The organism is Amycolatopsis sp. WAC 04197 (assembly GCF_003947475.1).
GTDB classification, from domain to species: Bacteria; Actinomycetota; Actinomycetes; order Mycobacteriales; family Pseudonocardiaceae; genus Amycolatopsis; species Amycolatopsis japonica.
In genome coordinates this window covers 44,114-68,813 of sequence record NZ_QHJK01000017.1, presented here as the reverse complement: position 1 = coordinate 68,813, position 24,700 = coordinate 44,114, and the positions used below count along the sequence as shown (strand labels likewise).

General features: G+C 68.9%; 20 protein-coding genes. 9 read left to right on the top strand and 11 right to left on the bottom strand.

What is annotated here, in order from left to right; genetic code table 11:
* The first annotated feature begins 348 nt into the window (after positions 1–348).
* Positions 349–3,144 (top strand): pyruvate dehydrogenase (acetyl-transferring), homodimeric type, encoded by a 2,796-nt coding sequence (gene aceE, locus DMC64_RS41360; RefSeq protein ID WP_037342404.1) that lies wholly within the window; start codon positions 349–351, stop codon positions 3,142–3,144.
* Between the two features lie 116 nt (positions 3,145–3,260).
* Entirely contained in the window at positions 3,261–4,472 is a 1,212-nt protein-coding gene (locus tag DMC64_RS41355; protein WP_007032785.1) for an alpha-hydroxy acid oxidase, read from the top strand.
* A gap of 72 nt (positions 4,473–4,544) precedes the next feature.
* On the opposite strand, the gene DMC64_RS41350 is transcribed toward DMC64_RS41355, so the two are convergent.
* Positions 4,545–5,186 (bottom strand): nicotinamide mononucleotide transporter family protein, encoded by a 642-nt coding sequence (locus DMC64_RS41350; RefSeq protein ID WP_037342402.1) that lies wholly within the window; start codon positions 5,184–5,186, stop codon positions 4,545–4,547.
* Between the two features lie 203 nt (positions 5,187–5,389).
* On the bottom strand, positions 5,390–6,127 hold the full coding sequence (locus DMC64_RS41345) for a hypothetical protein (protein ID WP_125737948.1): 738 nt from the start codon (positions 6,125–6,127) through the stop codon (positions 5,390–5,392).
* A 330-nt stretch (positions 6,128–6,457) separates the two neighbouring features.
* Between DMC64_RS41345 and DMC64_RS41340 the strand changes: the two genes are divergently transcribed.
* The 5 genes from DMC64_RS41340 to DMC64_RS41320 all read left to right on the top strand — a co-directional run bounded on the left by DMC64_RS41340 (position 6,458) and on the right by DMC64_RS41320 (position 11,536).
* Complete coding sequence (locus DMC64_RS41340; protein WP_037342401.1) at positions 6,458–7,672, top strand: CdaR family transcriptional regulator; 1,215 nt, start codon at positions 6,458–6,460, stop codon at positions 7,670–7,672.
* A gap of 352 nt (positions 7,673–8,024) precedes the next feature.
* The gene (locus tag DMC64_RS41335; RefSeq protein ID WP_255432951.1) at positions 8,025–8,951 is read left to right on the top strand and encodes an ACP S-malonyltransferase; all 927 of its coding nucleotides are present in this window, start codon (positions 8,025–8,027) and stop codon (positions 8,949–8,951) included.
* Positions 8,948–9,931, top strand: coding sequence for a beta-ketoacyl-ACP synthase III (locus DMC64_RS41330; protein WP_125737946.1), 984 nt, complete (start codon positions 8,948–8,950; stop codon positions 9,929–9,931). The genes DMC64_RS41335 and DMC64_RS41330 overlap by 4 nt, the downstream gene beginning before the upstream one ends.
* A 68-nt stretch (positions 9,932–9,999) precedes the next feature.
* A complete protein-coding gene (locus DMC64_RS41325; protein WP_004559006.1) occupies positions 10,000–10,245 on the top strand; it encodes an acyl carrier protein in 246 nt (81 codons plus the stop codon).
* Between the two features lie 40 nt (positions 10,246–10,285).
* Positions 10,286–11,536 (top strand): beta-ketoacyl synthase, encoded by a 1,251-nt coding sequence (locus tag DMC64_RS41320; RefSeq protein ID WP_037342398.1) that lies wholly within the window; start codon positions 10,286–10,288, stop codon positions 11,534–11,536.
* A gap of 153 nt (positions 11,537–11,689) precedes the next feature.
* Here the strand turns inward: DMC64_RS41320 and DMC64_RS41315 are convergent, their stop codons facing one another.
* From DMC64_RS41315 to DMC64_RS41300, 4 genes are all read right to left on the bottom strand, one after another.
* Positions 11,690–14,050, bottom strand: a complete 2,361-nt coding sequence (locus tag DMC64_RS41315; RefSeq protein WP_199755265.1) for a cation-translocating P-type ATPase — start codon at positions 14,048–14,050, stop codon at positions 11,690–11,692.
* 65 nt (positions 14,051–14,115) lie between these two features.
* Complete coding sequence (locus DMC64_RS41310) at positions 14,116–14,709, bottom strand: hypothetical protein (RefSeq protein WP_037342397.1); 594 nt, start codon at positions 14,707–14,709, stop codon at positions 14,116–14,118.
* A gap of 42 nt (positions 14,710–14,751) precedes the next feature.
* A complete protein-coding gene (locus DMC64_RS41305) occupies positions 14,752–15,255 on the bottom strand; it encodes a DUF3145 domain-containing protein (RefSeq protein ID WP_016336127.1) in 504 nt (167 codons plus the stop codon).
* 312 nt (positions 15,256–15,567) lie between these two features.
* Complete coding sequence (locus DMC64_RS41300; protein WP_125737945.1) at positions 15,568–17,040, bottom strand: S8 family peptidase; 1,473 nt, start codon at positions 17,038–17,040, stop codon at positions 15,568–15,570.
* A gap of 247 nt (positions 17,041–17,287) precedes the next feature.
* Between DMC64_RS41300 and DMC64_RS41295 the strand changes: the two genes are divergently transcribed.
* Positions 17,288–18,757, top strand: a complete 1,470-nt coding sequence (locus DMC64_RS41295) for a hypothetical protein (protein ID WP_199755264.1) — start codon at positions 17,288–17,290, stop codon at positions 18,755–18,757.
* On the opposite strand, the gene DMC64_RS41290 is transcribed toward DMC64_RS41295, so the two are convergent.
* Positions 18,754–20,127 carry an NAD(P)/FAD-dependent oxidoreductase gene (locus DMC64_RS41290; protein ID WP_199755263.1) on the bottom strand — a complete coding sequence of 458 codons (1,374 nt, stop codon included), beginning with the start codon at positions 20,125–20,127 and terminating at the stop codon, positions 18,754–18,756. The two genes, DMC64_RS41295 and DMC64_RS41290, sit on opposite strands and share 4 nt — an antisense overlap.
* Positions 20,128–20,283: 156 nt before the next feature.
* Between DMC64_RS41290 and DMC64_RS41285 the strand changes: the two genes are divergently transcribed.
* Entirely contained in the window at positions 20,284–20,988 is a 705-nt protein-coding gene (locus DMC64_RS41285) for a histone-like nucleoid-structuring protein Lsr2 (protein WP_125737944.1), read from the top strand.
* 55 nt (positions 20,989–21,043) lie between these two features.
* On the opposite strand, the gene DMC64_RS41280 is transcribed toward DMC64_RS41285, so the two are convergent.
* From DMC64_RS41280 to DMC64_RS41265, 4 genes are read right to left on the bottom strand one after another with little or no spacing between them, the layout of a single operon-like run.
* Positions 21,044–21,772, bottom strand: coding sequence for a lipoate--protein ligase family protein (locus DMC64_RS41280; RefSeq protein ID WP_125737943.1), 729 nt, complete (start codon positions 21,770–21,772; stop codon positions 21,044–21,046).
* The gene (locus tag DMC64_RS41275; RefSeq protein WP_125737942.1) at positions 21,769–23,154 is read right to left on the bottom strand and encodes an NAD(P)(+) transhydrogenase (Re/Si-specific) subunit beta; all 1,386 of its coding nucleotides are present in this window, start codon (positions 23,152–23,154) and stop codon (positions 21,769–21,771) included. Before DMC64_RS41275 ends, DMC64_RS41280 begins: the two co-directional genes overlap by 4 nt.
* Positions 23,151–23,450 (bottom strand): NAD(P) transhydrogenase subunit alpha, encoded by a 300-nt coding sequence (locus DMC64_RS41270; RefSeq protein WP_016336134.1) that lies wholly within the window; start codon positions 23,448–23,450, stop codon positions 23,151–23,153. Before DMC64_RS41270 ends, DMC64_RS41275 begins: the two co-directional genes overlap by 4 nt.
* Positions 23,450–24,556 (bottom strand): Re/Si-specific NAD(P)(+) transhydrogenase subunit alpha, encoded by a 1,107-nt coding sequence (locus DMC64_RS41265; protein ID WP_125737941.1) that lies wholly within the window; start codon positions 24,554–24,556, stop codon positions 23,450–23,452. Before DMC64_RS41265 ends, DMC64_RS41270 begins: the two co-directional genes overlap by 1 nt.
* Positions 24,557–24,700: the final 144 nt, after the last annotated feature.

Sequence of the window (24,700 nt, the reverse complement as noted above, 5' to 3'; positions counted from 1 at the left end):
CGGGCGGGCACCACACTCGGGTACACGATGCCCGTTAGCGAACACTGGTGAAGCGTTCCGCGCAACCGTCCACACCGGATCTTGAACAACTCGTGTCGCGGCGTACGGACATTCAGCCCACTCTCACGGGGTCAATTCGGGCGCGCCTGGGCACCTCCGAACGGCCTGCTTTAGGGTGGGAGAGAAAACGCGCGCGCGAGTACAGGCGCGTGCGAGGCGTGTCGCAATCGGGTCCGCGAACGTTACCGATCAGTAGCGGTGACGCGAACGGAACCGGAGGACGACGATGGACGGCGAACACGCCCGCGTACGAGCACAACCAGCTACCACCTTTCGCAAGGAGACCCCTTGGCCCCGCAGAACGACGGCGCCTCCGGCAAGGAGACCCCGGCACGCGTCCGCGTCATCCGTGACGGATTGGCGGCGCACCTGCCCGACATCGACCCGGAGGAGACCGCCGAATGGCTGGACTCCTTCGACGAGGCGCTGGCCAGGGGTGGTCAGCAGCGCGCCCGGTACCTGATGCTGCGCATCCTCGAGCGGGCCAGGGAACGCCACGTCGGCGTCCCGGCGCTGACGTCGACGGACTACGTCAACACCATCCCCACCGAGAACGAACCCTGGTTCCCCGGTGACGAGGAGATCGAGCGCCGGTACCGCGCCTACATCCGGTGGAACGCCGCGATCATGGTGCACCGCGCGCAGCGTCCCGGCGTCGGCGTCGGCGGGCACATCTCGACTTACGGCTCCTCCGCCGCGCTGTACGAAGTGGGCTTCAACCACTTCTTCCGCGGCAAGGACCACTCGGGCGGCGGCGACCAGATCTTCATCCAGGGCCACGCCTCCCCCGGCATCTACGCCCGCGCGTTCCTCGAGGGCAGGCTGACCGAGAACCAGCTGGACGGCTTCCGGCAGGAGTTCTCGCACGCCGGCGAGGGCGGCGGCCTGCCGTCGTACCCGCACCCGCGGCTCATGCCGGAGTTCTGGGAGAACCCGACCGTGTCCATGGGCCTCGGCCCGATGAACGCGATCTACCAGGCGCGATTCAACCGCTACCTGCGCGACCGCGGCATCAAGGACACCAGCGACCAGCACGTCTGGGCGTTCCTCGGCGACGGCGAGATGGACGAGCCGGAATCGCGCGGCCTCATCCACGTGGCCGCGAGCGAGGGCCTCGACAACCTGACCTTCGTGATCAACTGCAACCTGCAGCGGCTCGACGGCCCGGTGCGCGGCAACGGCAAGATCATCCAGGAGCTGGAGTCGTACTTCCGCGGCGCCGGCTGGAACGTCATCAAGGTCATCTGGGGCCGCGAGTGGGACTCGCTGCTGCACGCGGACCGTGACGGCGCCCTGGTCAACCTGATGAACACCACGCCGGACGGCGACTTCCAGACCTACAAGGCCAACGACGGCGCGTTCGTCCGCGAGCACTTCTTCGGCCGCGACCCGCGGACCAAGGAACTGGTCAAGGACCTCACCGACGCCGACGTCTGGAACCTCAAGCGCGGCGGGCACGACTACCGCAAGGTCTACGCGGCCTACAAGTCGTCGCTGGAGCACCACGGCCAGCCGACGGTGATCCTGGCCCACACCATCAAGGGTTACGGCCTCGGACCGTCCTTCGAGGGCCGCAACGCCACGCACCAGATGAAGAAGCTCACCCTCGACGACCTCAAGCTGTTCCGGGACGCCCAGCGCATCCCGATCAGCGACGAGGAGCTCGAGCGCGACCCGAAGCTGCCGCCGTACTACCACCCCGGCAAGGAATCGCCGGAGATCGAGTACATGATCGGCCGCCGCCGCGCGCTCGGCGGGTTCCTGCCGGAGCGCCGCCCGAAGGCCTCGAAGGCCCTCGTGCTGCCCGGCGACAAGGTCTACGAAGGCATCCGCAAGGGCTCGGGCAAGCAGGAGGTCGCCACCACGATGGCGTTCGTCCGGCTCGTCCGCGAGCTGGCGAAGGACTCCGAGATCGGCAAGCGGATCGTCCCGATCATCCCGGACGAGGCGCGCACCTTCGGTCTCGACTCGATGTTCCCGACGGCCAAGATCTACAACCCGCACGGCCAGACGTACACGTCGGTCGACGCGAGCCTGATGCTGGCCTACAAGGAGTCCGAAAAGGGCGTCATCCTGCACGAGGGCATCAACGAGGCGGGCTCGACCGCGTCGTTCACCGCCGTCGGCACCTCGTACGCCACGCACGGCGAGCCGATGATCCCGATCTACATCTTCTACTCGATGTTCGGGTTCCAGCGGACCGGTGACGGCCTCTACGCGGCGGCCGACCAGATGGCCCGCGGTTTCGTGCTCGGCGCCACCGCCGGCCGCACCACGCTGACCGGTGAAGGCCTCCAGCACGCCGACGGGCACTCGCTGCTGCTGGCGGCGACCAACCCGGCCGTCGTGGCCTACGACGCGGCATGGTCGTTCGAGATCGCTCACATCGTGCGGGACGGCCTTCGCCGGATGTACGGCGAGACCGGGCCGGACGGCAACGGCGAGAACATCTTCTACTACATGACGATCTACAACGAGCCCTACCAGCAGCCCGCCGAGCCCGAGAACCTCGACGTCGACGGCCTGCTCAAGGGTCTCTACAAGTACGCGGACGCCCCGTCGGGCGACGGACCGGAGGCGCAGATCCTGGTCTCCGGTGTCACCATGCCGGACGCGCTGCGGGCCCAGCAGATGCTGGCCGAGGAGTGGGGCGTACGCGCGGCCGTGTGGTCGGCGACGTCGTGGACCGAGCTGCGGCGCGAGGCCGTCGAGGTCGACCACGACAACCTGCTCCACCCTGGCGACTCCCCGCGTGTGCCGTACATCACGCAGAAGCTGTCCGGCGCGAACGGGCCGGTCGTCGCGGTGTCGGACTGGATGCGGGCCGTGCCGGATCTCATCCGCCCCTGGGTGCCGACCGACATGCTGACGCTGGGCACCGACGGGTTCGGGTTCTCCGACACCCGTCCCGCCGCCCGGCGGAAGTTCCTGGTCGACGCCCAGTCGATCGTGGTCGGCACGCTGAGCGCGCTGGCCAAGCGCGGCGAGATCGACCGGTCGAAGGCGGCGGAGGCGGCGCGCAAGTACCGTCTCGACGACGTCGCCGCCGCGGGTCCGCAGTTGTCGGACTCCGGCAGCGCCTGACGCTGAGATGAAGGGACCTTTCCTTGCAAATTTCGCAAGGAAAGGTCCCTTCATTGCGTCCGGCGGCGGAGCAGCTAGGGTGAGACATCGGATGTTTGCGGAAAGGGTGAGCGAGTGTGACCAAGCGTCGACTGCCGAAGCCGAGTGAGCTGAAGCAGATCCTGCGGCCGAAGCCGATCGTGCTCAACCCGACCGACCGACGGCTGGCGGGCGCGCACACGATCGCCGACCTGCGGATGCTCGCCCGCAAGCGGACGCCGCGGGCAGCGTTCGACTACACCGACGGCGCCGCGGAACTGGAAGACAGCCTCCGCCGCGCCCGGCAGGCCTTCCGCAGCGTGGAATTCCATCCGAACGTCCTGCGCGGTGTGTCCGATGTGGACACGGGCAAGGAGATCCTCGGCAAGCGTTCGGAGCTGCCGTTCGCGTTCGCGCCGACCGGGTTCACCCGCATGATGAACCACGAGGGCGAGTCCGCGGTGGCCCGCGTCGCGCAGCGCAACGGCATCCCGATGGGACTGTCGACGATGGCGACGACGTCCATCGAAGACCTCGCCGCGGCCGCCCCGGAGGCCCGCAAGTGGTTCCAGCTCTACGTCTGGCGCGACCACAAAGCGGGTGAAGATCTGATGAATCGCGCCTGGGCCGCCGGCTTCGACACGCTCATGCTGACGGTGGACACCCCGGTCGCGGGAGCGCGGCTGCGCGACGTCCGCAACGGGCTGACCATCCCGCCCGCGCTCACCCTCAAGACCTTCGTCGACGGCGCGATGCATCCGGCGTGGTGGTTCAACCTGCTGACCACCGAGCCGCTGACCTTCGCGTCGCTGAGCCAGTTCGACGGCACGGTCGCCGAACTGCTCAACCAGCTCTTCGACCCGACCCTGAACTTCGACGACCTCGACTGGGTCCGTCAGACCTGGCCGGGCAAGCTCGTGGTCAAGGGGATCCAGAACGTCGACGACGCGCGTGACGTGGTCAAGCACGGCGCCGACGCGGTCCTGCTGTCCAACCACGGCGGCCGCCAGCTCGACCGCGCGCCGACGCCGATCGAGCTGCTGCCCGCGGTGCTCGACGAGATCCAGGGCGACGCCGAGGTGTGGGTCGACACCGGCATCCTGTCCGGCGGCGACATCGTGGCCGCCATCGCGCGCGGCGCGGACGCGGTGCTCATCGGGCGCGCGTTCCTCTACGGCCTGATGGCCGGCGGCGAGCGCGGGGTTCAGCGGTGCGTGGACATCCTGCGCGCCGAGATGGTCCGGACGATGCAGCTGCTGGGTGTCCGCACCCTGGCCGACCTCAAGCCGTCACACGCCACCATGCGCTGACCCCCGCGCGTTTCGTCCTCTGAATGCGGTGGTTCGTATCGCCGACTACCGCGTTCAGAGGACGAAACGCGGTCAGGCGGAGGCCGTCGTGACTCCGGACGGCGCGGTGCGGACCTGCTTCGCCGTCCGGTTCCAGCTCCACCAGCCGTGCACGACCAAGCCGGCGAACACGATGTACACCGCCGCCGAGAAGTACAGGCCCGACGAGAGCTGCAGCGGTACGCCGATCGCGTCGACGACCAGCCACACCAGCCAGAACTCGACGAGACCCGCGCCCTGCGCGGCGAAGGCCACCAGCGTGCCGACGAAGATCGCGGCGTCCGGCCAAGGCGCCCACGAGGCGTCCAGCGCGTCGAGGACCAGCGCCATCGCGGTGGTGCCGATCGCGAACGCGCCGGCCATCGCCAGCCGCTCGCCGAGACGGCCCTTGCGGACGACGACGCCGTAGACCGGGTCGCTGCGGCGGGACCAGGCCCACCAGCCGTAGATCGAGATGGCGAGGATCGCGATCTGCCTGGTCGCGAGCCCGCCGAGATGCGCGGAGACGTAGACCGAGAACAACAGCACGGTGGCCCCGACCTGGACCGGCCACGTCCACAACGTGCGGCGTTGCGCCAGGAAGACCACGGCGAGCGCGAAGATCTGCCCCGCCAGCTCGGCGAAGGAGATCCATTGTCCGAGCACCGTGACACCGTTGTGCAGCAGGAAGTCCACGTCCGCACCCCTCTCCGTCTACCGCTCCAACATGCTCCGTTCCGGCCCCATTCCCTAGGGAGTGTGAGGTGCGGAACAGACGAGCGGCTCGAGGGGTGCTGAGGAGACGCGAAAGGGCCCTTCACCGCGTGTTCCGCGGCGATGGGCCCCTTCGACTCCGCGCGGGCCCGGTGCCTTCCTCGATCACCGGGCCCGCGGGATGCTCAGGAATCTACGCGACCGATGCCCACGGGCGAAGTCGGCGGCTCCGAACGGACCTCCCGCTTGGCGTCACCGGCCTCCAGCTGCCCCTGCAGAGTGGCCAGCCAGCCCTGCCAGCGGTCCTGCGCCGGCTTGATCAGGCCGCCGCCGAAGCCGACGACGATCACGCCGCCGATGGTGGCGAGCACGGTGATCAGGACCGGTCCGGTGATCGCGGTGGCGATGTTCACCTGGCCGAGCGCGGCGATGATGCCGAACGCCATGATCATCCAGTAGGCGATGGTGCCGAGCAGCCGTCCCGCGGGCCGGGTCGACAGGGCCCCGGTCACCAGGTCGCGGACGACCTTCGCCACGGCCGCCGCGACGATCACCAGCACCAGCGCCACCAGGATCCGCGGCAGGAACGCGATGATGTCGTTGAGCAGCGCGCTGACCGGATTGCTCTCACCGAATACGCCGAACGCGAGCTGCAGCGCGATCAGGAGAATGAAGTAGTACACGAGTTTGACGAGGATCCCGCCCGCGTCGACATTCGCCTGTTTGAGCGTTCCGGTGAGCCCGGTCTTCTCGATGAGCTTGCCGAAACCGATCTTCGACAGAACCAGTCCCAATGCCTTCGACACGGCTTTCGCGATCAACCAGCCGATCAGCAGGATGATCAGGAAACCGATCAATTTCGGCACGAAGGTGGCGACAAGGTTCCATGCTTGTCCCAGACCGTCTTTCAGCTGCTCGCCCACGGCGAACTCCCTCCTCTGCGCATCCGCGCCCAACACCGGTGCGGCTTGCGAGGGATCGTTGATCACGAGCACCGCACCGGCAACTCGGCGACCCACGATCGAGTGAGTGAGCTAGCGGGAAAAGATCGACAAGTCCCATACTTGTCCTACCGGTGGGGACCGGGGAGACGAGGCCGTCCGGCGCAGCGAAAAACGCGAGCGCCGGGCGGCCTCGAGTTTTATGCGAACACATTTCGCAATTTCTCGGTCTTGACCATCCACTTCGGACAGAAGAGCCGGGAGACCGCAGGACCACGCCCCCTTTGCCCACCGGACTAGGATCGGCTGACCATGGCTGATGCGACTTCCGGACGGCGTGTCCCCAAGCACCACGGGCTGTCCGCCAAGACCCTCCGGCGGCTCGAGCACGCCTCCGGCCGGCTCGCGAGCGCGAGCGTGGCGGTGATGGAAGAGCGGCTGAGCTGGTTCGCCCGCCTCCCCGCCGACCAGCGCGCGAGCGTCCTGCTGATCACCCAGGCGGGTGCCGCCGGTTTCGTCGACTGGCTCCGCGACGCCAAGGAGGCGCTCTCCCTCACCACCGAGGCCTTCCGCGAAGCGCCCGCCGAACTGTCCCGCTGGGTGAGCCTGCGACAGGCGGTCGGCATGGTGCGGTTGGCGATCGAGGTGTTCGAGGAGCAACTGCCGGAATTCGCCGCGAACGAAGCCGAACGCGCCGCGCTGATCGAAGGGATCCTGCGCTACGGCAGGGAGATCGCGTTCGCCGCCGCCAACTCCTACGCGGCCGCCGCCGAGGCGCGCGGCGCCTGGGACGCGCGACTGGAGGCACTGGTCGTCGACGGCATCGTCCGCGGCGACGCCGAGGAGGCGGTGCTCTCCCGCGCCGCCGCGCTCGGCTGGGATCCGGCCGCGCCCGCCACCGCGGTGGTCGGCACCCCGACGTCGGACGACCCGCCCGCCGTCGTGTTCGAGGTCCGCAGCCGCGCCGCCAGGGTCGGGCGCCCCGTGCTGCTTTCGGTGCAGGGATCCCGGCTGGTCGTGGTGGTCGCCGGTCCCACCGACGGCAGCGTCAAGGACCGCGAGATCCTCGCCAAGCTGTCGGTCGCCTTCGCCGACGGCCCGGTCGTCGCCGGCCCGACGGTGCCCACCCTCGCCGAAGCGCACCACAGCGCGACCGAAGCGCTCTCCGGCCTGCGCGCCGTCGTCGGCTGGCCCGGCGCGCCCCGGCCCGCGAGATCGATCGACCTGTTGCCCGAACGCGCGTTGTCCGGCGACCCCGAGGCCGAACGCCTGCTCGTGGAGCAGATCGCGCGACCGCTCGAAGAAGCGGGCCCGGCCTTGCTGCGGACGGTGGAGACCTACCTCGACAGCGGCGGTGTCCTGGAGACCTGCGCGCGGACGCTGTTCGTGCATCCGAACACCGTCCGGTACCGGCTGCGGAAGGCGGCGGAACTGACCGGCCGCCACGCCGCCGAATCGCGGGACGCCTGGGTGCTGAAGGTGGCGCTGACCGTCGGGCGGCTGGCCCGTGCCCGCGGCCTCTGGTGACGGCGTCTGCCGAGCCGACCGAGCGGAACTCGACCCAGGCTGAGGCGACCGAGGTCTTTTGATCTTTTGAGGTGCCGCGTTTTGCCCGAAGGGCTCGCGAACGGGGCGGCGGGCCGCCTCGGCACCCGCTTCAGCCGACCCCGCAAAGTCACGGCCCGGCGACCCGTTCACGACCGCGGCATAGACAGTTCAGTGACGGACTTCATAGGGAAAGCTGGTTGAACCCGACAAGGCTTTTGGGTTAAGCGCGGAGATCAGGAAGACGCTTTTGGAGGGTTCCGACAATTACGTCGGCCGGACTTGGTGAGCGTCGGCATCACGACCATGGTGGCCGAGAGTGTTCTCTAATGGGGTGACAGTTGCAGTCCTCGCCCCCGGTCAGGGTTCCCAAGCCCCAGGCATGCTCACCCCTTGGCTCGAGCTCGACGGTGCCCGCGCGCGCGTCGAAGCCTGGTCCGAGCGGGCCGGTCTCGACCTCGTCCGCCTCGGCACCGAAGCGGACGCCGAAGAGATCCAGGACACCGCGATCACGCAGCCGCTGATCGTGGCGCTGTCACTGCTGGCCTTCGAGCACCTTCAGCGTGAGGCCCCGGTCGCCGCGGACGCGCCGGTCGCCGGTCACTCCGTCGGCGAACTGGCGGCCGCCGCCATCGCCGGCGTGCTGAGCCCCGAAGACGCCGTCGCGCTGGCCGCCGTCCGCGGCGCCGAGATGGCGAAGGCGTGCGCGCTGGAGCCCACGAGCATGGCCGCGGTCATGCTCGGCGACCCGGAGCAGGTCGTCGCGTGGCTCGAGGGCCACGGTCTCGCCGCGGCGAACCGCAACGGCGCCGGCCAGATCGTCGCCTCCGGCGCCGCCGACGCGATCGAGAAGATCGTGGCCGAGCCGCTGGAGGGCACCAAGGTCCGCGCGCTCAAGGTCGCGGGCGCGTTCCACACCTCCTACATGGCACCCGCGCGTGAAGCGCTGGCCGCCCACGCTGCGAAGATCACCCCGGCGGACCCGACGCGTCCGCTGCTGTCGAACGCCGACGGCCAGGTCGTCACCAGCGGGGCCGAGTACCTCGACCGGCTGGTCAAGCAGGTCACGAGCCCGGTTCGCTGGGATCTGACCATGGACGGTCTGGTCACCGCGGGTGTCACCTCGACGCTCGAACTTCCGCCGGCGGGCACGCTGACCGGGCTGGTCAAGCGGCAGCTCAAGGGAACCGTGACCACCACGATCGCTCTGAAGACGCCTGCCGAGCTGGCGAAGCTTCAGGGGCAGGAGGACGCTTCGTGACCGACCGATCCACTTTGCGGCAGGCGCCGGGCGCCGCCGGGACCCGCATCCTCGGTGTCGGGAGCTTCCAGCCCGAGAAGATCGTGACCAACGACGATCTCTCGAAGATCATGGACACCAACGACCAGTGGATCCGCGAGCGGGTCGGCATCGTCGAGCGCCGGTTCGCCGAGAAGGACGAGTCGCTGGTCGACATGGCGGTCAAGGCGGGCACCGCCGCGCTGGCCGACGCCGGTGTGGACCCGTCCGAAGTGGACACGGTCATCCTGCCCAACTGCACGATGCCCACCCAGATCCCGAACGCCGCCGCGCAGGTGGCCGACCGGATCGGCATCACGCATCCGGCCGCCTTCGACCTCAACGCCGCCTGTGCCGGATTCTGTTACGGCATCGGCGTCGCGTCGGACCTCATCCGGGCGGGCAGCGCGAAGAAGGCGCTCGTCATCGGTGCCGAGAAGCTCACCGACCACGTCGACCCGGTCGACCGCGCGAACGCGATCATCTTCGCCGACGGCGCCGGCGCGGCGGTGGTCGGCGCGGCCGACACCCCGCAGATCGGCCCGGTCGCCTGGGGCAGCGCGGGCGAGCACGTCGACCTGATCTACATGCGCGACGACAAGTGGATCTACCAGGAGGGCCAGTCGGTCTTCCGCTGGGCGACCACGCAGATCGCGCCGATCGCCTTGCAGGCACTGGAACTGGCCGGGCTCGAACCGTCCGATGTGGACGTCCTGATCCCGCACCAGGCCAACCTGCGCATCGTCGAGGCCATCGCCAAGAAGCTGCGCGCCAAGGGTGCCCGCGAGGACATGGTCGTCGCCGACGACATCAAGTACTCGGGCAACACCTCGTCCGCGTCGATTCCGCTCGCGCTGGACCACATGCGCAAGGCCGGCACCGTGAAACAGGGCGACGTCGTGCTCGCCGTGGGCTTCGGGGCCGGACTCTCCTACGCGGGCCAGGCCTTCGTCTGCCCGTGATGAATACTTCCCCCGCGGGCACCGTGTCCGCGGGGCAGCCGAAAGCATCACCGAGAAGGGAACAACCAGTGGCAGACAACGCAGAGATCCTCGCCGGCCTCGCCGAGATCGTCGAAGAGGTCGCCGGTGTGGCGCAGGACGACGTGACCGCCGAGAAGTCCTTCGTGGACGACCTCGACATCGACTCGCTGTCCATGGTGGAGATCGCTGTCCAGGCCGAGGACAAGTTCGGCGTCAAGATCCCGGACGACGAGCTGGCGAACCTGAAGACCGTTGGCGACGCGGTGAACTACGTGTCGGCCAACTCCAAGTAAGTCCGACTTCTTGATTGGCGCCGACCTTGGGGAGACTCCAATGAGCAACAACGACGTCGTGATCACCGGGATGGGCGCGACCACGCCGCTCGGCGGGGACGTCGCGTCCACGTGGGACGGCCTGCTCGCCGGGGCGAGCGGGATCCGCCGCATCGAAGCCGACTGGGTCGACGAACTCGAACTGCCGGTGAAGATCGGCGCCATGCTCGCCGTCGACCCGTCCGAAGTCCTGCCGCGGGTTCAGGCCCGGCGGCTGGACCGCTGTGAGCAGGTGGCGCTCATCGCCGCCCGCCAGGCTTGGGCGGACGCGGGTTTCGAGCAGCCGACCGACGAGCATCAGGATGTGGAACCCGAGCGCCTCGGGGTGACCATCGGTACCGGTGTCGGCGGTCCGGTCACCCTGATCTCCCAGAACGACCTTCTGCACAAGCAGGGACTCCGCAAGGTCTCCCCGCTCACCGTGCCGATGCTGATGCCGAACGGCCCCGCCGCTCACGTCGGGATCGACCTGAAGGCACGTGCCGGTGTGCACTCGCCCGCTTCGGCCTGCGCGTCGGGCGCGGAAGGCATCGCCGCCGGCTACGAGATGATCCGGTCGGGTCGTGCCGACGTCGTGATCGCCGGTGGTGCCGAATCGTGCATCCACCCGATCACCCTCGCCGGTTTCGCCCAGGCGCGGACGGTGTCCACCCGCAACGACGACCCGGCGAAGGCGTCCAGGCCGTTCGACGTGAACCGTGACGGTTTCGTCCTCGGCGAGGGCTCCGGTGTCGTGATCCTGGAGCGGGCGGACCGGGCCAAGGCCCGCAACGCGCGGATCTACGCGCAGCTGAGCGGGTACGGGATCACCTCGGACGCCTACCACATCACGGGCAACCACCCGGAGGGCGTCGGCCAGATCGCCGCCATGCGGCAGGCGATGACGATGGCCGGGGTCTCCCCGACCGACGTCGGCCACGTCAACGCGCACGCGACCTCGACGGTCGTCGGCGACGTCGGCGAGGCCGCGGCGATCCGCAACGCCATCGGCGAGCACGTCGTGGTGACCGCTCCCAAGGGCGCGCTCGGCCACCTGGTCGGCGGCGCGGGCGCGGTCGAGGGCATCGCCACGATCCTGGCGATCTACCACGGGCTCATCCCGGCGACGCTGAACCTGGAGAACCTGGACCCGAAGGTGCAGCTCGACGTCGTCTCCGGTGAGGCTCGCAAGGTGGAGCTGAGCGCGGCGATCAGCAACTCGTTCGGCTTCGGCGGGCACAACACGGCGCTGTTGTTCACCCCGGCGGCCTGATTTCAGTACGTGAAGGCCCCCTTCACCGCGTCTAGCGCGGTGAAGGGGGCCTTCACGTATTTCGGGGCGCTGCGGTGCCGGATGTCATGAAAGGGTCGTTCAGGACGAAAGATGTCCTGAACGACCCTTTCATGACACTTGCGGGAGCGGCGGTCAGGCGTCCTGGCGCTTGACCAGATACCGCCCGGCCCACCAGGCGATCTCCACCAGCACGATCCCCACCCCGGCGCAGGCGAAGGCCGACAGCGTGTACGCGCTCACGCTCGGGTCCAGCGCGAAGAACTTCTGCGTGAACGGGATCAGGAACAGCGCGAGGGTCAGCACGACCATCCCGCCGATCAGCAGGATCTTCCACCACCGGTACGGCCGCGCGACGATCCCGAGCACCCACAGCGCGATCGTGATCAGCGTGATCAGCGCGGTCGTCCCCGCCTGGATCTTGTCCAGTTCGGACTGACCGGATCCCTTGTACACCAGCAGATAGCTCACGAAGGTCGCGGTGGCGATGACCAGCCCGGCCGGCACGGCCATCCGCATCACCCGGCCGACGAAACCGGTGCGGGCGCGTTCGTTGTTCGGCGCCAGCGAGAGCACGAAGGCGGGCAGGCCGATCGTGAACCACGCGGTGATCGTGATGTGCCTCGGCAGGAACGGGAACGGCACCTGCGCGATGCCGACCATCAGCGCCAGCAGTACCGAGTAGACCGTCTTGGTGAGGAACAGGTTCGAGACGCGCTCGATGTTGCCGATCACCCGCCGCCCCTCGGCGACGACATGCGGCAGGGTGGCGAACTTGTCGTCCAGCAGCACGATCTGCGCGACCGCGCGGGTGGCCGGGCTGCCGGCGCCCATCGCGACGCCGATGTCCGCGTCCTTCAGCGCGAGGACGTCGTTCACGCCGTCACCGGTCATCGCGACGGTGTGCCCCTTCGACTGCAGCGCACCGACCATCGCGCGTTTCTGCAGCGGCGTCACGCGGCCGAAGACGGCACGATCCTCCACGGTGTCGGCCAGCTTCTCGGCGTCCTCCGGCAGCTTTCGCGCGTCGACGGGCTTGTCCGCGCCCGGCAGGTCAAGGGTGCCCGCGACGGCGCCCACCGAGATGGCGTTGTCGCCGGAGATGACCTTGACCGCGACGTCCTGGTGCGCGAAGAAGTCCAAAGTGTCCTTCGCGTCGGGGCGGACCTTCTGTTCCAGCACCACGAGCGCGACCGGTTCGATGTCGCCGGGGCCCTCGGCCGCGTCGACGGCCCGTTCGGCACGGCCCAGCAACAGGACACGCAGGCCGCGCGAGCCGATCTTCTCGGCCTCCGCCCGGTGTTCCCCCTCGGGCAGCAGGACGTCGGCCGCGCCGAGCACCCAGTCGCCGTCGCCGCCGAACGACGCACCGCTCCACTTACGCGCCGAGGAGAACGGCATCGTCGTGGAAACGCGCCAGCCCGGATCGGTCCGGTACGCCTCGGCGATCGCCTGCAGGCTCGCGTTCGGGCGAGGATCCGCGGCGGCGAGCGCGGCCAGCGCGTCGTCTACCGGGTGGCCGGGGGTGATCTCGCGGACCTCGGAAAGCCGCATCGCGTTCTCGGTGAGCGTGCCGGTCTTGTCCGCGCACACCACGTCGACCCGGGCGAGACCTTCGATGGCCGGGAGTTCCTGCACCAGGCACTGGCGCTTGCCCAGCCGGATGACGCCGACCGCCAGCGCGACACTGGTCATCAGCACCAGCCCCTCGGGCACCATCGGCACGAGCGCCGCGACCATGCCGCGCAGCGCGTCCGGCCACGCCTGGTCGCCCGCGAGCTGGTTGTAGATGGTCAGCGCGCCCGCCGGGATCAGCAGGTACGTGATGAACTTGAGGATCTTGTCGATGCCTTGGCGCAGCTCCGACTTCACCAGGGTGAACTTGCTGGCCTCCGCGGCCAGTTTCGCCGCGTAGGACTCGTCGCCGATGATGTCCGCGCGGTAGGTGCCGCTGCCCGCGACGACGAAGCTGCCGGAGAGCACCTTGTCGCCGGGCTGCTTGACCACTGGATCGGATTCACCGGTCAGCAGCGACTCGTCGACCTCCAGCGCGTCGGCCGTGAGCGCGGGACCGTCGACGACGATCTTGTCGCCGGGCCCCAGTTCGACGAGGTCCCCGAGCACGACGTCCTCCGGGGCGATCTCGGCGCTCTGGCCGTCACGGCGGACGGTCGGCTTCGCCTGTCCGACGATCGCGAGCCGTTCCAGGGTCCGTTTCGCCCGGAGCTCCTGGATGATGCCGACCGCGCTGTTGACGATGATCAGTCCACCGAACAGCCCGTCGATGAAATACCCCGTCGACAGGATGAGCACGAAGAGCACACCGTAGATCCCGTTGATCCGGGTGAAGACGTTCGCACGGATGATCTCGCCGGTGGTCCGGCTGGTCTTCGTCGAGACCGTGTTGGTCTGGCCCGCGGCCACCCGCTGGGCGACCTCTTCGCTGGTGAGCCCCCTCGAGGCGTCGGTCAGCAGGGCCGGCTGATCTATTGCCATGCCCGCGACTCTATTCCGCCCGGCCCACTCCCGCGTCAGCCTCGGGGACCATGTCGTCCCTTACTTCAGCATCTTTCGTGTTCGGGGTTGGTGCCGCCGTCGGTCGTGTCGACGCGCCACGACCCGCTCTCCAGCCGCAGCGGCAGGACCAGCCGCCATCGGATGCATCCCTCGGGCAGGTACACCGGCGCGTCTTCGACGTCCTGCGTACTGGTGAAGGCGACGAGCACCCGCAGCGTGGTCGGCGCGCCCGGCTCGATGCGATAGACGAGGATGCTGCCATCCTTAGTGGACTGGAAGTCCTTCTTCCACTCCGCCGGCGTCTTGCTCTTGGCCCGGTCACGGCTGACCACCGAAGTCCACTTCGGATAGTCACGCTCGTTGATGGAATCGAAATACCCCTGCAGCACCTGGCGGACGCTCTGGTACTGCGGATGCGCGAAGACGTCGGGCGTCACCTCGACGACAGGTGAACCGGGCTGTTGCTCCGGGGCGACCGATGTCGGCGACTCGCTGACGACCGGCTGGGTGGGCTCGGCCTCCGGGCGTTTGTAGAGATCGCGTGCCAGCAATCCGACGCCGACGGTCAAGGAGATCACGACCACGAGGACGGGGATCAGCCACCGCTGGCGAGAGAGGGGGCGAGGCTGGGCGGTCACCCTGAAAGGTTAGCCGCCCGCCTCTTCCGTCTTCACCGGCGTCTACCCGACTTGATGCAGCCAGGTGACCGGCGCACCGTCACCGGCGTGCCGGTACGGTTCGAGCGCTTCGTCCCAATTGGCGGCGAGGAGCTCGTCCAGTTTGTGCGCCAGCGATTCGCCGGAGCGGACCTTGCTCACCAAGGCGCGCAACTGGTCCTCGCCCACGACGATGTCGCCGTTGGCACTGGTCCTGCCGTGCCACAGGCCGAGGCCCGGAGCGAAACAGAACCTCTCCCCGTCGACCCCCGCACTGGGCTCTTCGGTGACTTCGAACCGGATCATCGGCCACGCCTTGAGCGCGGACGCCAGCTTTCCGCCGGTGCCCGAAGGCGCACGCCAACCACATTCGGCGCGGAGCTGTCCTGGACTGGCGGGCTGCGCCGTCCACTTCAACTCGACTCGGGCACCCAGGGTGCCCGAAATGGCCCACTCGACGTGCGGACACACCGCAGACGGCGACGAGTGGACGTACACCACGCCACGGGTGTTGCCACGGGTGCTCACTGCTGACCTCCGCTACTCGACGAGGGGCGTCTTCCCCTACGACCTCGCGAGCTGCGCTGGTCAGGTGGCTCGTGCCGCCTCCCGGTACGCGTGAGCACATTGTGCACCCCAACTGTGCTGTTTGGCCACATGAACACCACAAGTCGCACCTGATTGGGACGCGGGACTCCTGCGAAGGCCCCCTTCTTTCGGCTGAGCCGAAGAAAAGATCCCTTCACGCGGGTTAACCCGGGGACGGCAATTGTGCCCCCATGCCGTGAAGGCCTCCTTCCCTACGTTGAGGGTAGGGAAGGAGGCCTTCACGGACTTGGCTCAGCCCTGGGCGCCGAGGGACTTCGCCGCGGCGAAGGTGTCCACGAGACCCGTGCCCTTGTCGAAGCTCGACGTGTACGGCCCGGCCGCGACGTACGGCGAACCATCGGCGAACTTGTACGCGGTGCCCTTGATCGCGGCCTCGATGTCGGCGGGGCTCGCGTTCGGCGCGACCTGGAACAGCTGCGCGACGATCCCGGTGATCTGCGGCGCCGCCATCGAGGTCCCGCTGATCACGTTGTAGGTGGCGAGATCCAGGAGCCCCGGGCCGTTCTTGGGCTGCAGGCCTTGCGTGCAGATCGGCTGCGTCGGCCGGCACGACGAGAGGATGTTCTCCCCCGGCGCGGAAACATCGGGCCAGCTCGCCTGGCTGCTCTTGAGACCACGCGAGGAGAAGTCGGAGACCGTGCCGTCACGGGTTTCGGTCCCCTGGTCGTTGAACGACGCCACCGAAAGCACACCCGGCGTCTGGTCCTGCCCCGGCGGGTTGGAGAGGTTCGCCGAACCGTCGCCACCGTCGTTCCCGTTCGCCCACACCGTGACGACGCCTTCCGCGGCGAGCGCGCGCTGCAGCTTCACCGTCGCCGAGTTCGGGTCGAAGGCGCCGCCGCCGCTGGGACCGTAGGAGTTGTTGGTCACCTTGATCGGCGGGCACACCGACGCCGCGACGCCCGCACCGCACGGAGCCTTGTGGTTCTCCAGCACCCAGTTCAGCGCGGCGTCCGTGCCCAGGACGAGCAGCGCGGCCCCCGTCGAGACCGAGACGATCTTCGAGCCCGGCGCCGAGCCGCCGACCTTGGTGCCGTCGGTCAGCGTCAGCCGGTTGCCCGCGGCGATGCCGGTGACGTGCGTGCCGTGGCCGCCCAGGGAAAGGGTGTCGGTGTCGACGGAGGTGGGGACGTCGACGATGCAGTTCGTCGCCGTGCCGTCGAGGCAGAGGCTCTTGAGGCTGCGCACCACCCGCGTCTTGCCGTCGGCGCCTTTGAACGCCGGATGCGTCGGGTCGACCCCGGTGTCGATGATCGCGACGGAGACGCCCTTGCCGTCCACGGGAGCGCCACCGGCGTCCTTGAGCTGTGTCTGCGTCTGCAGGCTCCGCGTCGCCGTGGTGCCGGCGCTGCCGTGCGCCTTGAGCTTCTCGTTGCCTTCGACGTAGGTGACCCCGGCGGCCTTGCGCACCGCGCGCACCTGGTCGGCGGTGCCCCGGACGGCGACGACGCCGATCTTCGAGAACGAGGTGATCTTCGTGAGCCCGGCCGAGCGGGCGGCGCGTTCGGCGGTGGCCACGTCGTCGGCGTGCACGAGCGCGGTCACCCCCGCGGTACCGGTGGCGGCCGAGAGCAGGCGGGCGAGTCCGGGGGCGACGGGTGCCGACGGTCCGGCGGCCTGCGCGGGGACCATCCCCGCGGCCGGGACGGCGAGCAGGGCGACGACGAGCGCGGCGCGTCGACGCCAGGGTCGAGATACGGCCATTGCGTTTCTCCTGGTGACAGGGGGCAAGGAACTGTCACCTACCAACGAGTACCACCCGGACGGGTGACGGTGCTCACGTGCATTACAACTTTTCGGAGCAACGTCACGGCGCCTACCTGGGACGTGTCGCTCCTCGAATCGGCACAGCGGCGCGAAGCGCCACCTTTGAGGGAGGTGGCGGGGGCATGGATGGACGGATGGAGGCGCTAGTTTGTGCAGCGAGACCGACGAGATGGGGAGGGGTTCGGTGCGACTCGTTCGCCTCGCTCAACAGCCGTCCCGGGTGGCCGAGGACGTCCGCGCCGCGCTGGCTTCACTCGGCCGGGGCAGCAACGTCGTCGGCGGGGTCGCCCTGATCGGCGCCAGCCCGGTCGAGGGACGGCCCGTCGAAGCCGTCGTGGTCATGCCGAAGGGTGTCCTCATCGTCATCGGTGTCGACCTGCCGGACCCGGCACTGAAACTCGAAGCCCCGCTCGGCGGACCATGGAAGGCCGACGGCTGGCCGCTGGTCCACGGCGACACCTCGATCAACCCGGCCACGGACGCGCTCTCGCTGTCCGCCGCGTGCACGCACAAGATCGCGGACGTCGCCCCCGGCGCCGGGCCGATCGGCACGATCATCGCCGTCGGCCCCTACGTGGAGACGGTCGACCAGCCTGCCGCGGATCTCGCCGGTTCGGTCCGCGTCCTTTATCCGACCGCGACGACGATGCTCGCCGCGACGGTCTCGCTGGCCACCGCGCCCCGCCCCCGCTCGGTGCAGCAGGCACGGGACCTGATCGCCGCGCTCGCCCCGGACGCGCCGCCGATGCCCGAGGAGATGCTGCTCGGGGAGGGGTTCAGCGCCTACTCCGACGACGAGCCCACGGTGATCCGCGAGAACCCGCTCGTCGCCATCGCGCCGACGGTTCCGGTCCAGCATCCGGGGAAGGGGAAGAGACCGGCGAAACCGGCCGTGCCGCCCGTTCCTCCCGCCAAACCCGTACCGCCGGTCAAGGCCGCTCCTCCCGTTCAGCAGGCCACACCCGCGAAGCCCGTTCCCCCGGTTCGGCAGACCCCGCCGCCGGCGGCCGCCGCTCCCGCACCCGCCGAGTCCGCCCCGAAGTCGCCGCGGCAGTCCAAGACCGTGAAATGGCTCCCGGTCGCCGCGATCGGTCTGCTCATCGTGTTGCTGGTCGCGGCCATCAGCGTGGCTTCCGGCGGCGACGACACCGCGTCCACCCAGACTCCCCCACCGCCGACCGCGGCGACCAGTCCCCCGCCGCCGAGCAGCAGCGCGGTGGAGAACATCCAGTTCACCTCGCGCGCGTCGGCCGCGGACCAGAAATGCGCGTCCCACGCCTACGGCGACGTCCAGTCGAGTCTTCAGCAGACGAGTTGCTCGACGGTGAAAAGGGCCAGCTTCGCCAGTTCCATCGACGGCCGTGCCGCGGCGGTGACGATCGCCGTCGTGGAATTCCCGAACACGGAGCAGGCGAACGCGTTCAAGGCCATCGCCGACAACCCGGGCGGTGGCGGCATCCTCGATCTCGCCACCGAGACCAACCAGTGGCAGGGCGAAGTGCCGGTGTTCGAAGGTGCCGCCTACCAGAGCAGCCTGGACGGGAAATCGGTCCGGTTGATCCAGGTGGTGTGGCTGCCGGGACCGTCCACTCCGGACGATCCCGGCCTCGTGCGCGGTGCGAAGGCCGCGCTCGAACTGCCCGTCAACGGCTAGAGGCCGTACGCCTCCAGCAGGCGCAACCACACTTCGCTGATCGTGGGGAACGACGGGACCGCGTGCCACAGCCTCGGCAGCGGGACCTCCCCGACGATCGCGATCGTCGCCGAATGCAGGAGTTCGGCGACGTCCTGCCCGACGAAGGTCGCGCCGACCAGGACGTCGCGTTCGGTGTCGACGACGAGGCGCGCCTTGCCCGCGTAACCGTCCGCGTGCAGTGACGAACCCGCCACCGCGATGTCGATGTCGACGACGCGATGCGGTTTGCCCTCCTCGGGTCCGGCGAGCCCGACCGAAGCGACCTCCGGGTCGGTGAAGACGACCTGCGGGATGGCGTGGTGATCGGCCGTGGCGCTGTGCGCGCTCCACGGGGTGGAGTCGACCGGCTTGCCCGCCGCCTGCGCGGCCACCGAGTCGCCCGCGGCCCTGGCCGCGTACTTGCCCTGATGGGTCAGCGGCGCGCGGCCGGTGACGTCCCCGACGGCGAACAGCCAGTCACCGTCCACAGCGGACACACGGCCGTTGTCGTCGGTCGTGAGCGGCGCGCCCGCTTCGAGCCCGAGCGTCTCCACGCCGAGCCCGTCGGTCGCCGGACGGCGGCCGGTGGCGACGAGCAGCTCGTCGACGACCAACCGGTCGCCGCCCTTCAACGCCAGTTCCTTACCACCGTCCACAGCGGACACGGAGTCGAGACCAGAGCCGGTGTGCACGGTGACGCCGGCTTCGCGGAGCCCCGCGATCACGGCGTCGCCCGCGAATTCCGGCAGCCGCGGCAAGGGACGCGCCCCCGAGATGATCAAGTGGACTTCGGCGCCGAGCGTGGCGAAGGCCTGCGCCATTTCGACTCCGACGACACCGCCGCCCAGTACGCCGAGGCGGCGCGGGACAGCTTCCGCCGAGGTCGCCTCACGCGAACCCCACGGCGAAATCGTGTCCAGCCCGGGGATCGACGGTGTCCGCGGGACACTGCCCGTGGCGACGATCACGGCGTGCCGCGCGGTCAGCTCGTCACCTCCGTCGACCGTGACCTTCCGCTCACCGGTGATCCGGCCGTGCCCGCGGATCGGGACGATCCCCACGCCTTCGGCCCACTTGACCTGTCCGGTGTCGTCTCCCTTGCCGGTGAACCAGTCCCGCCGCGCGAACACCGCCGCCGGGTCGACCGCGTCGCCAACCGGGACACCGGGGACCCGTTTGGCGGCGGCGAGGAGGTTCCCCGGCCGCAGCAGCGCCTTGCTCGGAATGCAGGCCCAGTAAGAACATTCGCCGCCGAAGCGTTCGTGTTCGACGAGCGCGACCTGAAGGCCGCCTCGTGCCGCCCGTTCGGCGGCGACCTCGCCGACCGGGCCGCCTCCGATCACGATCACGTCAAAAGTCTGTGCTGACATGCATTCAGCGCACACCACCGCGCAGCTTCGCGCAACCTGCCGCTATCCTCGTGTCGCTGCGTGAGTCATCAGCCGCGGGTTCAGGTTTCACCGTGCCGGTTACGCAGTAGAACGATCGAGCGCGGGAGGTTTTTCATGGCCAGGAACACTGCTGTGCATTTGCTGGATGATCTGACCGGCGAGGCGGCCGAGGAAACGGTCGCTTTCGGTTTGGACGGAATCGCTTACGACATCGACCTTTCGGCCGACAACGCCACCGCACTCCGGGAAATCCTGCGTGCCTATGTGGAGAACGGCCGCCGGATCGGCGGACGCAAACTGCGGCCGCGGGTCGTGCAGCGCCCCAAGGGCGCGCGGGTGTCGAAGTCGACCCCGAAGACCGCGGCCACCGCGGCGAAGGCCGAGGCGAAGACGGCCGCGAAGCCGGGCCGCAAGCCCGCCGCCAAGGGTGTCGCCGGCCGCAAGCCCGCCGCCGCCAAGAAGGCCGCCGCCCCCAAGGCGGAGGCGAAGGCTTCCGCCAAGACCACGGCGAAAGCCACCGCGGCCAAGGCGAAGACGACTCGCGGCGCGGCGGCGAAGACCACGGCGGCCAAGGCTCCGGCCGGCCGCGCGAAGGCAGCGGCCGCGGCGAAGACTCCGGCCAAGACGGCAGCGAAGACAACCGCCAAGACGACGGCCGCGAAGGCCGCTCCGAAGGCCGCCGCCGCGAAGACGACCGCCACCAAGGCGGCGCCGAAGGCCGCGGCCAAGGCTCCGGCGAAGAAGGCCGCCGAGCCGAAGAAGACCACGCGCGCCGCCCGCAAGGTGCCCGCCGTCACTTTCTCGGCCACCGAAAAGTAATTCATCGAAAAGGCCCTTTCGCGATATTCGCGAAAGGGCCTTTTTCGTTTTCAGTTCAGTTTCGCTGAGCGCCCTCGGCATGCCATTCCGGGTAGTGGTACCGCGTGTGCTGGAGCGAGCGGTGCCACTGCAGCTCCTCGTCCGAGGGCTTCCGGGTGGCGAGTTCACCCAGTTGCGCGGCCGCCGCCACGCGGACGGCGGCCGTGACGTCGGCAACACCTTTACGCAGGCCATGTTCGGCGAGCGACGCGACCCGGCTCCGGTGGGAGTCGAGCGGACGGGGATCCGCGGGTGCCGAAGTGAGGTACCGGCCGACCCGTTCGGCGGCGGTCGAAACGAGCAGGGTGGAGTGCGCGAGCAAGCCCGTTCTCGTCCGGAAGACGGCGAAACCGCACAGCTTCGCGTCACCGACGAACAGACCTCGATCACCGAGCCGCGACGGCAGCCCGAGTTCGGCCACCGTCGCGGTCATCAGTTCCCCGAGTGCTTCGAGCGGTCTGTGCGACGGCCCCGGCAGGACCAACGTGATGTTGAGGTTGCCGGGATCGTGGAACACAGTGCCGCCACCGCTGGCCCGGCGCAGCACCGGGACGCCGTCGCTCGCGCAGACGTCGGCCTTGACCTCGCGTTCGATCTTCTGCCCCCGCCCCACGACCACACAGTCGGTGTTGCGCCAGATCCACAGGACCGGCGCCTCCGGTGCGGCGCGCAGGAGGGCTTCGTCGAACGCGAGGTTGTCGGCCGGGTCGTCGAACGAGGCGACGACTTCCGAAGGACCGATCACAGTGCTTTGAGTTCCTCCACGATCTCGCCCACCGACGATTTGGCGTCGCCGAAGAGCATGCTTGTCTTCGCATCGTAGAAGAGCTCGTTGTCGATGCCGGCGAAGCCCGAGCTCATCCCGCGTTTGAGCACGATCACCGACCGGCTGTGGTTCACCTTGAGGATCGGCATCCCGTAGATGGGCGAGCCCGGATCGGTCTCCGCGGCCGGGTTCGTGACGTCGTTCGCGCCGATCACCAGCGCGACGTCGGTCTGGGCGAACTCGGAGTTGATCTCGTCCATTTCCTTGAGCTGCTCGTACGGGACGTCGGCCTCGGCGAGGAGCACGTTCATATGCCCTGGCATCCGGCCCGCCACCGGATGGATGGCGTACGCGACCGTGATCCCCTTGGCCTCCAGCAATTTCGCCATCTCGCGGACGACGTGCTGCGCCTGCGCGACGGCCATGCCGTATCCGGGCACGACCACGACCTTGTTGGCGTACGCCATCTGGATCGCGGTGTCGGACGCGCTGGTGCTGCGGACCGGCCGGACCTCGCCGGAGCCACCGCTCGCGACCGCCGTGCCGCCGCCGAACCCGCCGGCGACGATGGCCGGGATCGACCGGTTCATCGCCTTCGCCATCAGGTTCGTCAGGATGGAACCCGAGGCGCCGACGATCATGCCCGCCACGATCAGCGCGGTGTTGTCGAGCGCGAGCCCCATGGCCGCCGCCGACAAACCGGTGAGCGCGTTGAGCAACGAGATGACGACCGGCATGTCCGCGCCGCCGATCGGCAGCACGACCACCACACCGAGAATGCCGGCTGCGACCAGCAGGCCGATCATCAGCAGTTCGGCGTCGCCGCCGCTCGCGATGACGACCGCGAGCACGATCGCGGCGATCAGCACCAGCGCGTTCACCGGCTGCTGCAGTTTGCCCAGGGTGATCGGGCGGCCGGAGATGAGCTCCTGCAGTTTCCCGAACGCGATGTTCGAACCCCAGAAGGACACCGACCCGACGATCGCGGCGAACAACGACGCGATCGCGACGTACGCCGGCTCGTGCGCGTAGCCCTCGGTGGTGCGGAACTCGACCCACGCGATGAGCGCGACCGCTCCGCCGCCGACGCCGTTGAACAGCGCCACCATCTGCGGCATCGCGGTCATCTTCACCTTGCGCGCGGACGGGACGCCGACGACGACACCGATCGCCACACCGAGCGCGATGAGCAGCCAGTTGCTCATGCCCGGCGTCAGCAGCGTCGCGATCACCGCGATGCCCATGCCGACGGCGGCGATCCAGTTGCCGCGTACCGCGGTGCGCGGACCGGTCAGGCCCATGAGGCCGTAGATGAACAGTGCGAAGGAAATGATGTAGAGGACGGCGATGAAGGTCGTCACTTGTCACCACCGTCTTCCGGCTTCTTCGCCTTGAACATCGAAAGCATCCGGTCGGTGACGAGGAAGCCGCCGACCACGTTGATCGTGCCGAAGGCGATCGCGATCACCAGCAGGACCTTGTTCAGCACGCCGTCCACCCCGAGGCCGAGCACGATCAGCCCGCCGAGCAGGACGATGCCGTGGATGGCGTTGGTCCCCGACATGAGCGGGGTGTGCAGCGTGTTGGGCACCTTGGAAATGACCGTGAAGCCCACGAATCCGGCGAGTACGAGGATCGCCAAACTGCCGACGAGCATCACTCGCCTCCTTCTTCTTTTCCGGCGACACAGGCCCCGGCGACGATCTCGTCGGAGAAGTCGAGCGCGAGCTTGCCTTCGGAGTCGACGAGCAGTTCCAGCAACTCGGTGACGTTGCGCGCGTAGAGCTCGCTGGAATGCGCGGGCATCTCCGCGGCGAGGTTGAGCGGCGAGCAGATGGTGACGTCGTGCTCGACGACCTCCTCACCCGGTTTCGTCAGCTCGCAGTTGCCGCCGGATTCGCCCGCGAGGTCGACCACGACACCACCGGCGGGCATCCCCTTCACCGCGTCGGCGGTGACGAGGACCGGTGCCTTGCGGCCGGGGACGAGCGCGGTGGTGATCACGACGTCGAATTTCGTGATCGCCTCGGTGAGCCTGCGTTGCTGCTCGGCTTTTTCCTCGTCGGTCAGCTCGCGGGCGTACCCGCCTTCGCCGACCGCCTCGATGCCGAGGTCGAGGAATTTCGCGCCGAGCGACTTCACCTGCTCGCCGACCTCGGGCCGGACGTCGTACCCGGTGGTCTGCGCGCCAAGCCGTTTCGCCGTCGCCAAGGCCTGCAACCCCGCGACACCGGCGCCGAGAACGAGCACCTTGGCCGGCGGCACCGTTCCGGCGGCGGTGGTGAGCATCGGGAAGAAGCGGGTGAGCTTCTCCGCGGCGAGGAGGACGGCGCGATAGCCCGCGACACTGCTCTGCGACGACAACGCGTCCATCGCCTGCGCGCGGGAGATCCGCGGGATCGCCTCGACGGCGAAGGCACGGACGCCCGCCGCTTCGAGCGCCGCTATCCCGTCGGGATCACCCCTCGGATTCAGGAAGCCGATGAGGATGGTGCCCTGTTTGAGCTTCGCGACTTCGGCCGCGCTCGGAGGCGCCACCTTCACCACGATGTCGGCATCCCACGGATCGCCGATCACCGCGCCCGCCTGCTCGAAGGTCTCGTCGGCGAGCAGCGCGCCGGCGCCCGCGCCGGGCTCGACCACCACCCGCAGTCCGCGTCCTGAGACGCGCTCGATGAGTTTCGGTACCAGCGCGATGCGGCGTTCACCTTGTCCGGTTTCCCGGACCACGCCGACCGTGAGCTGCTCGTTCTCTGCCGCCACAGGCGACCTCCTCGCTGGAGAGGACCACACGAACCCGCACTTCTTACCACGCCCGGCCGACAACTTTCCTGGCTGAACGTATCCGGACGGCATCTTTCCGTGACATCACTCATCACGATCGATCCAGCCATCGATCCAGGTGCG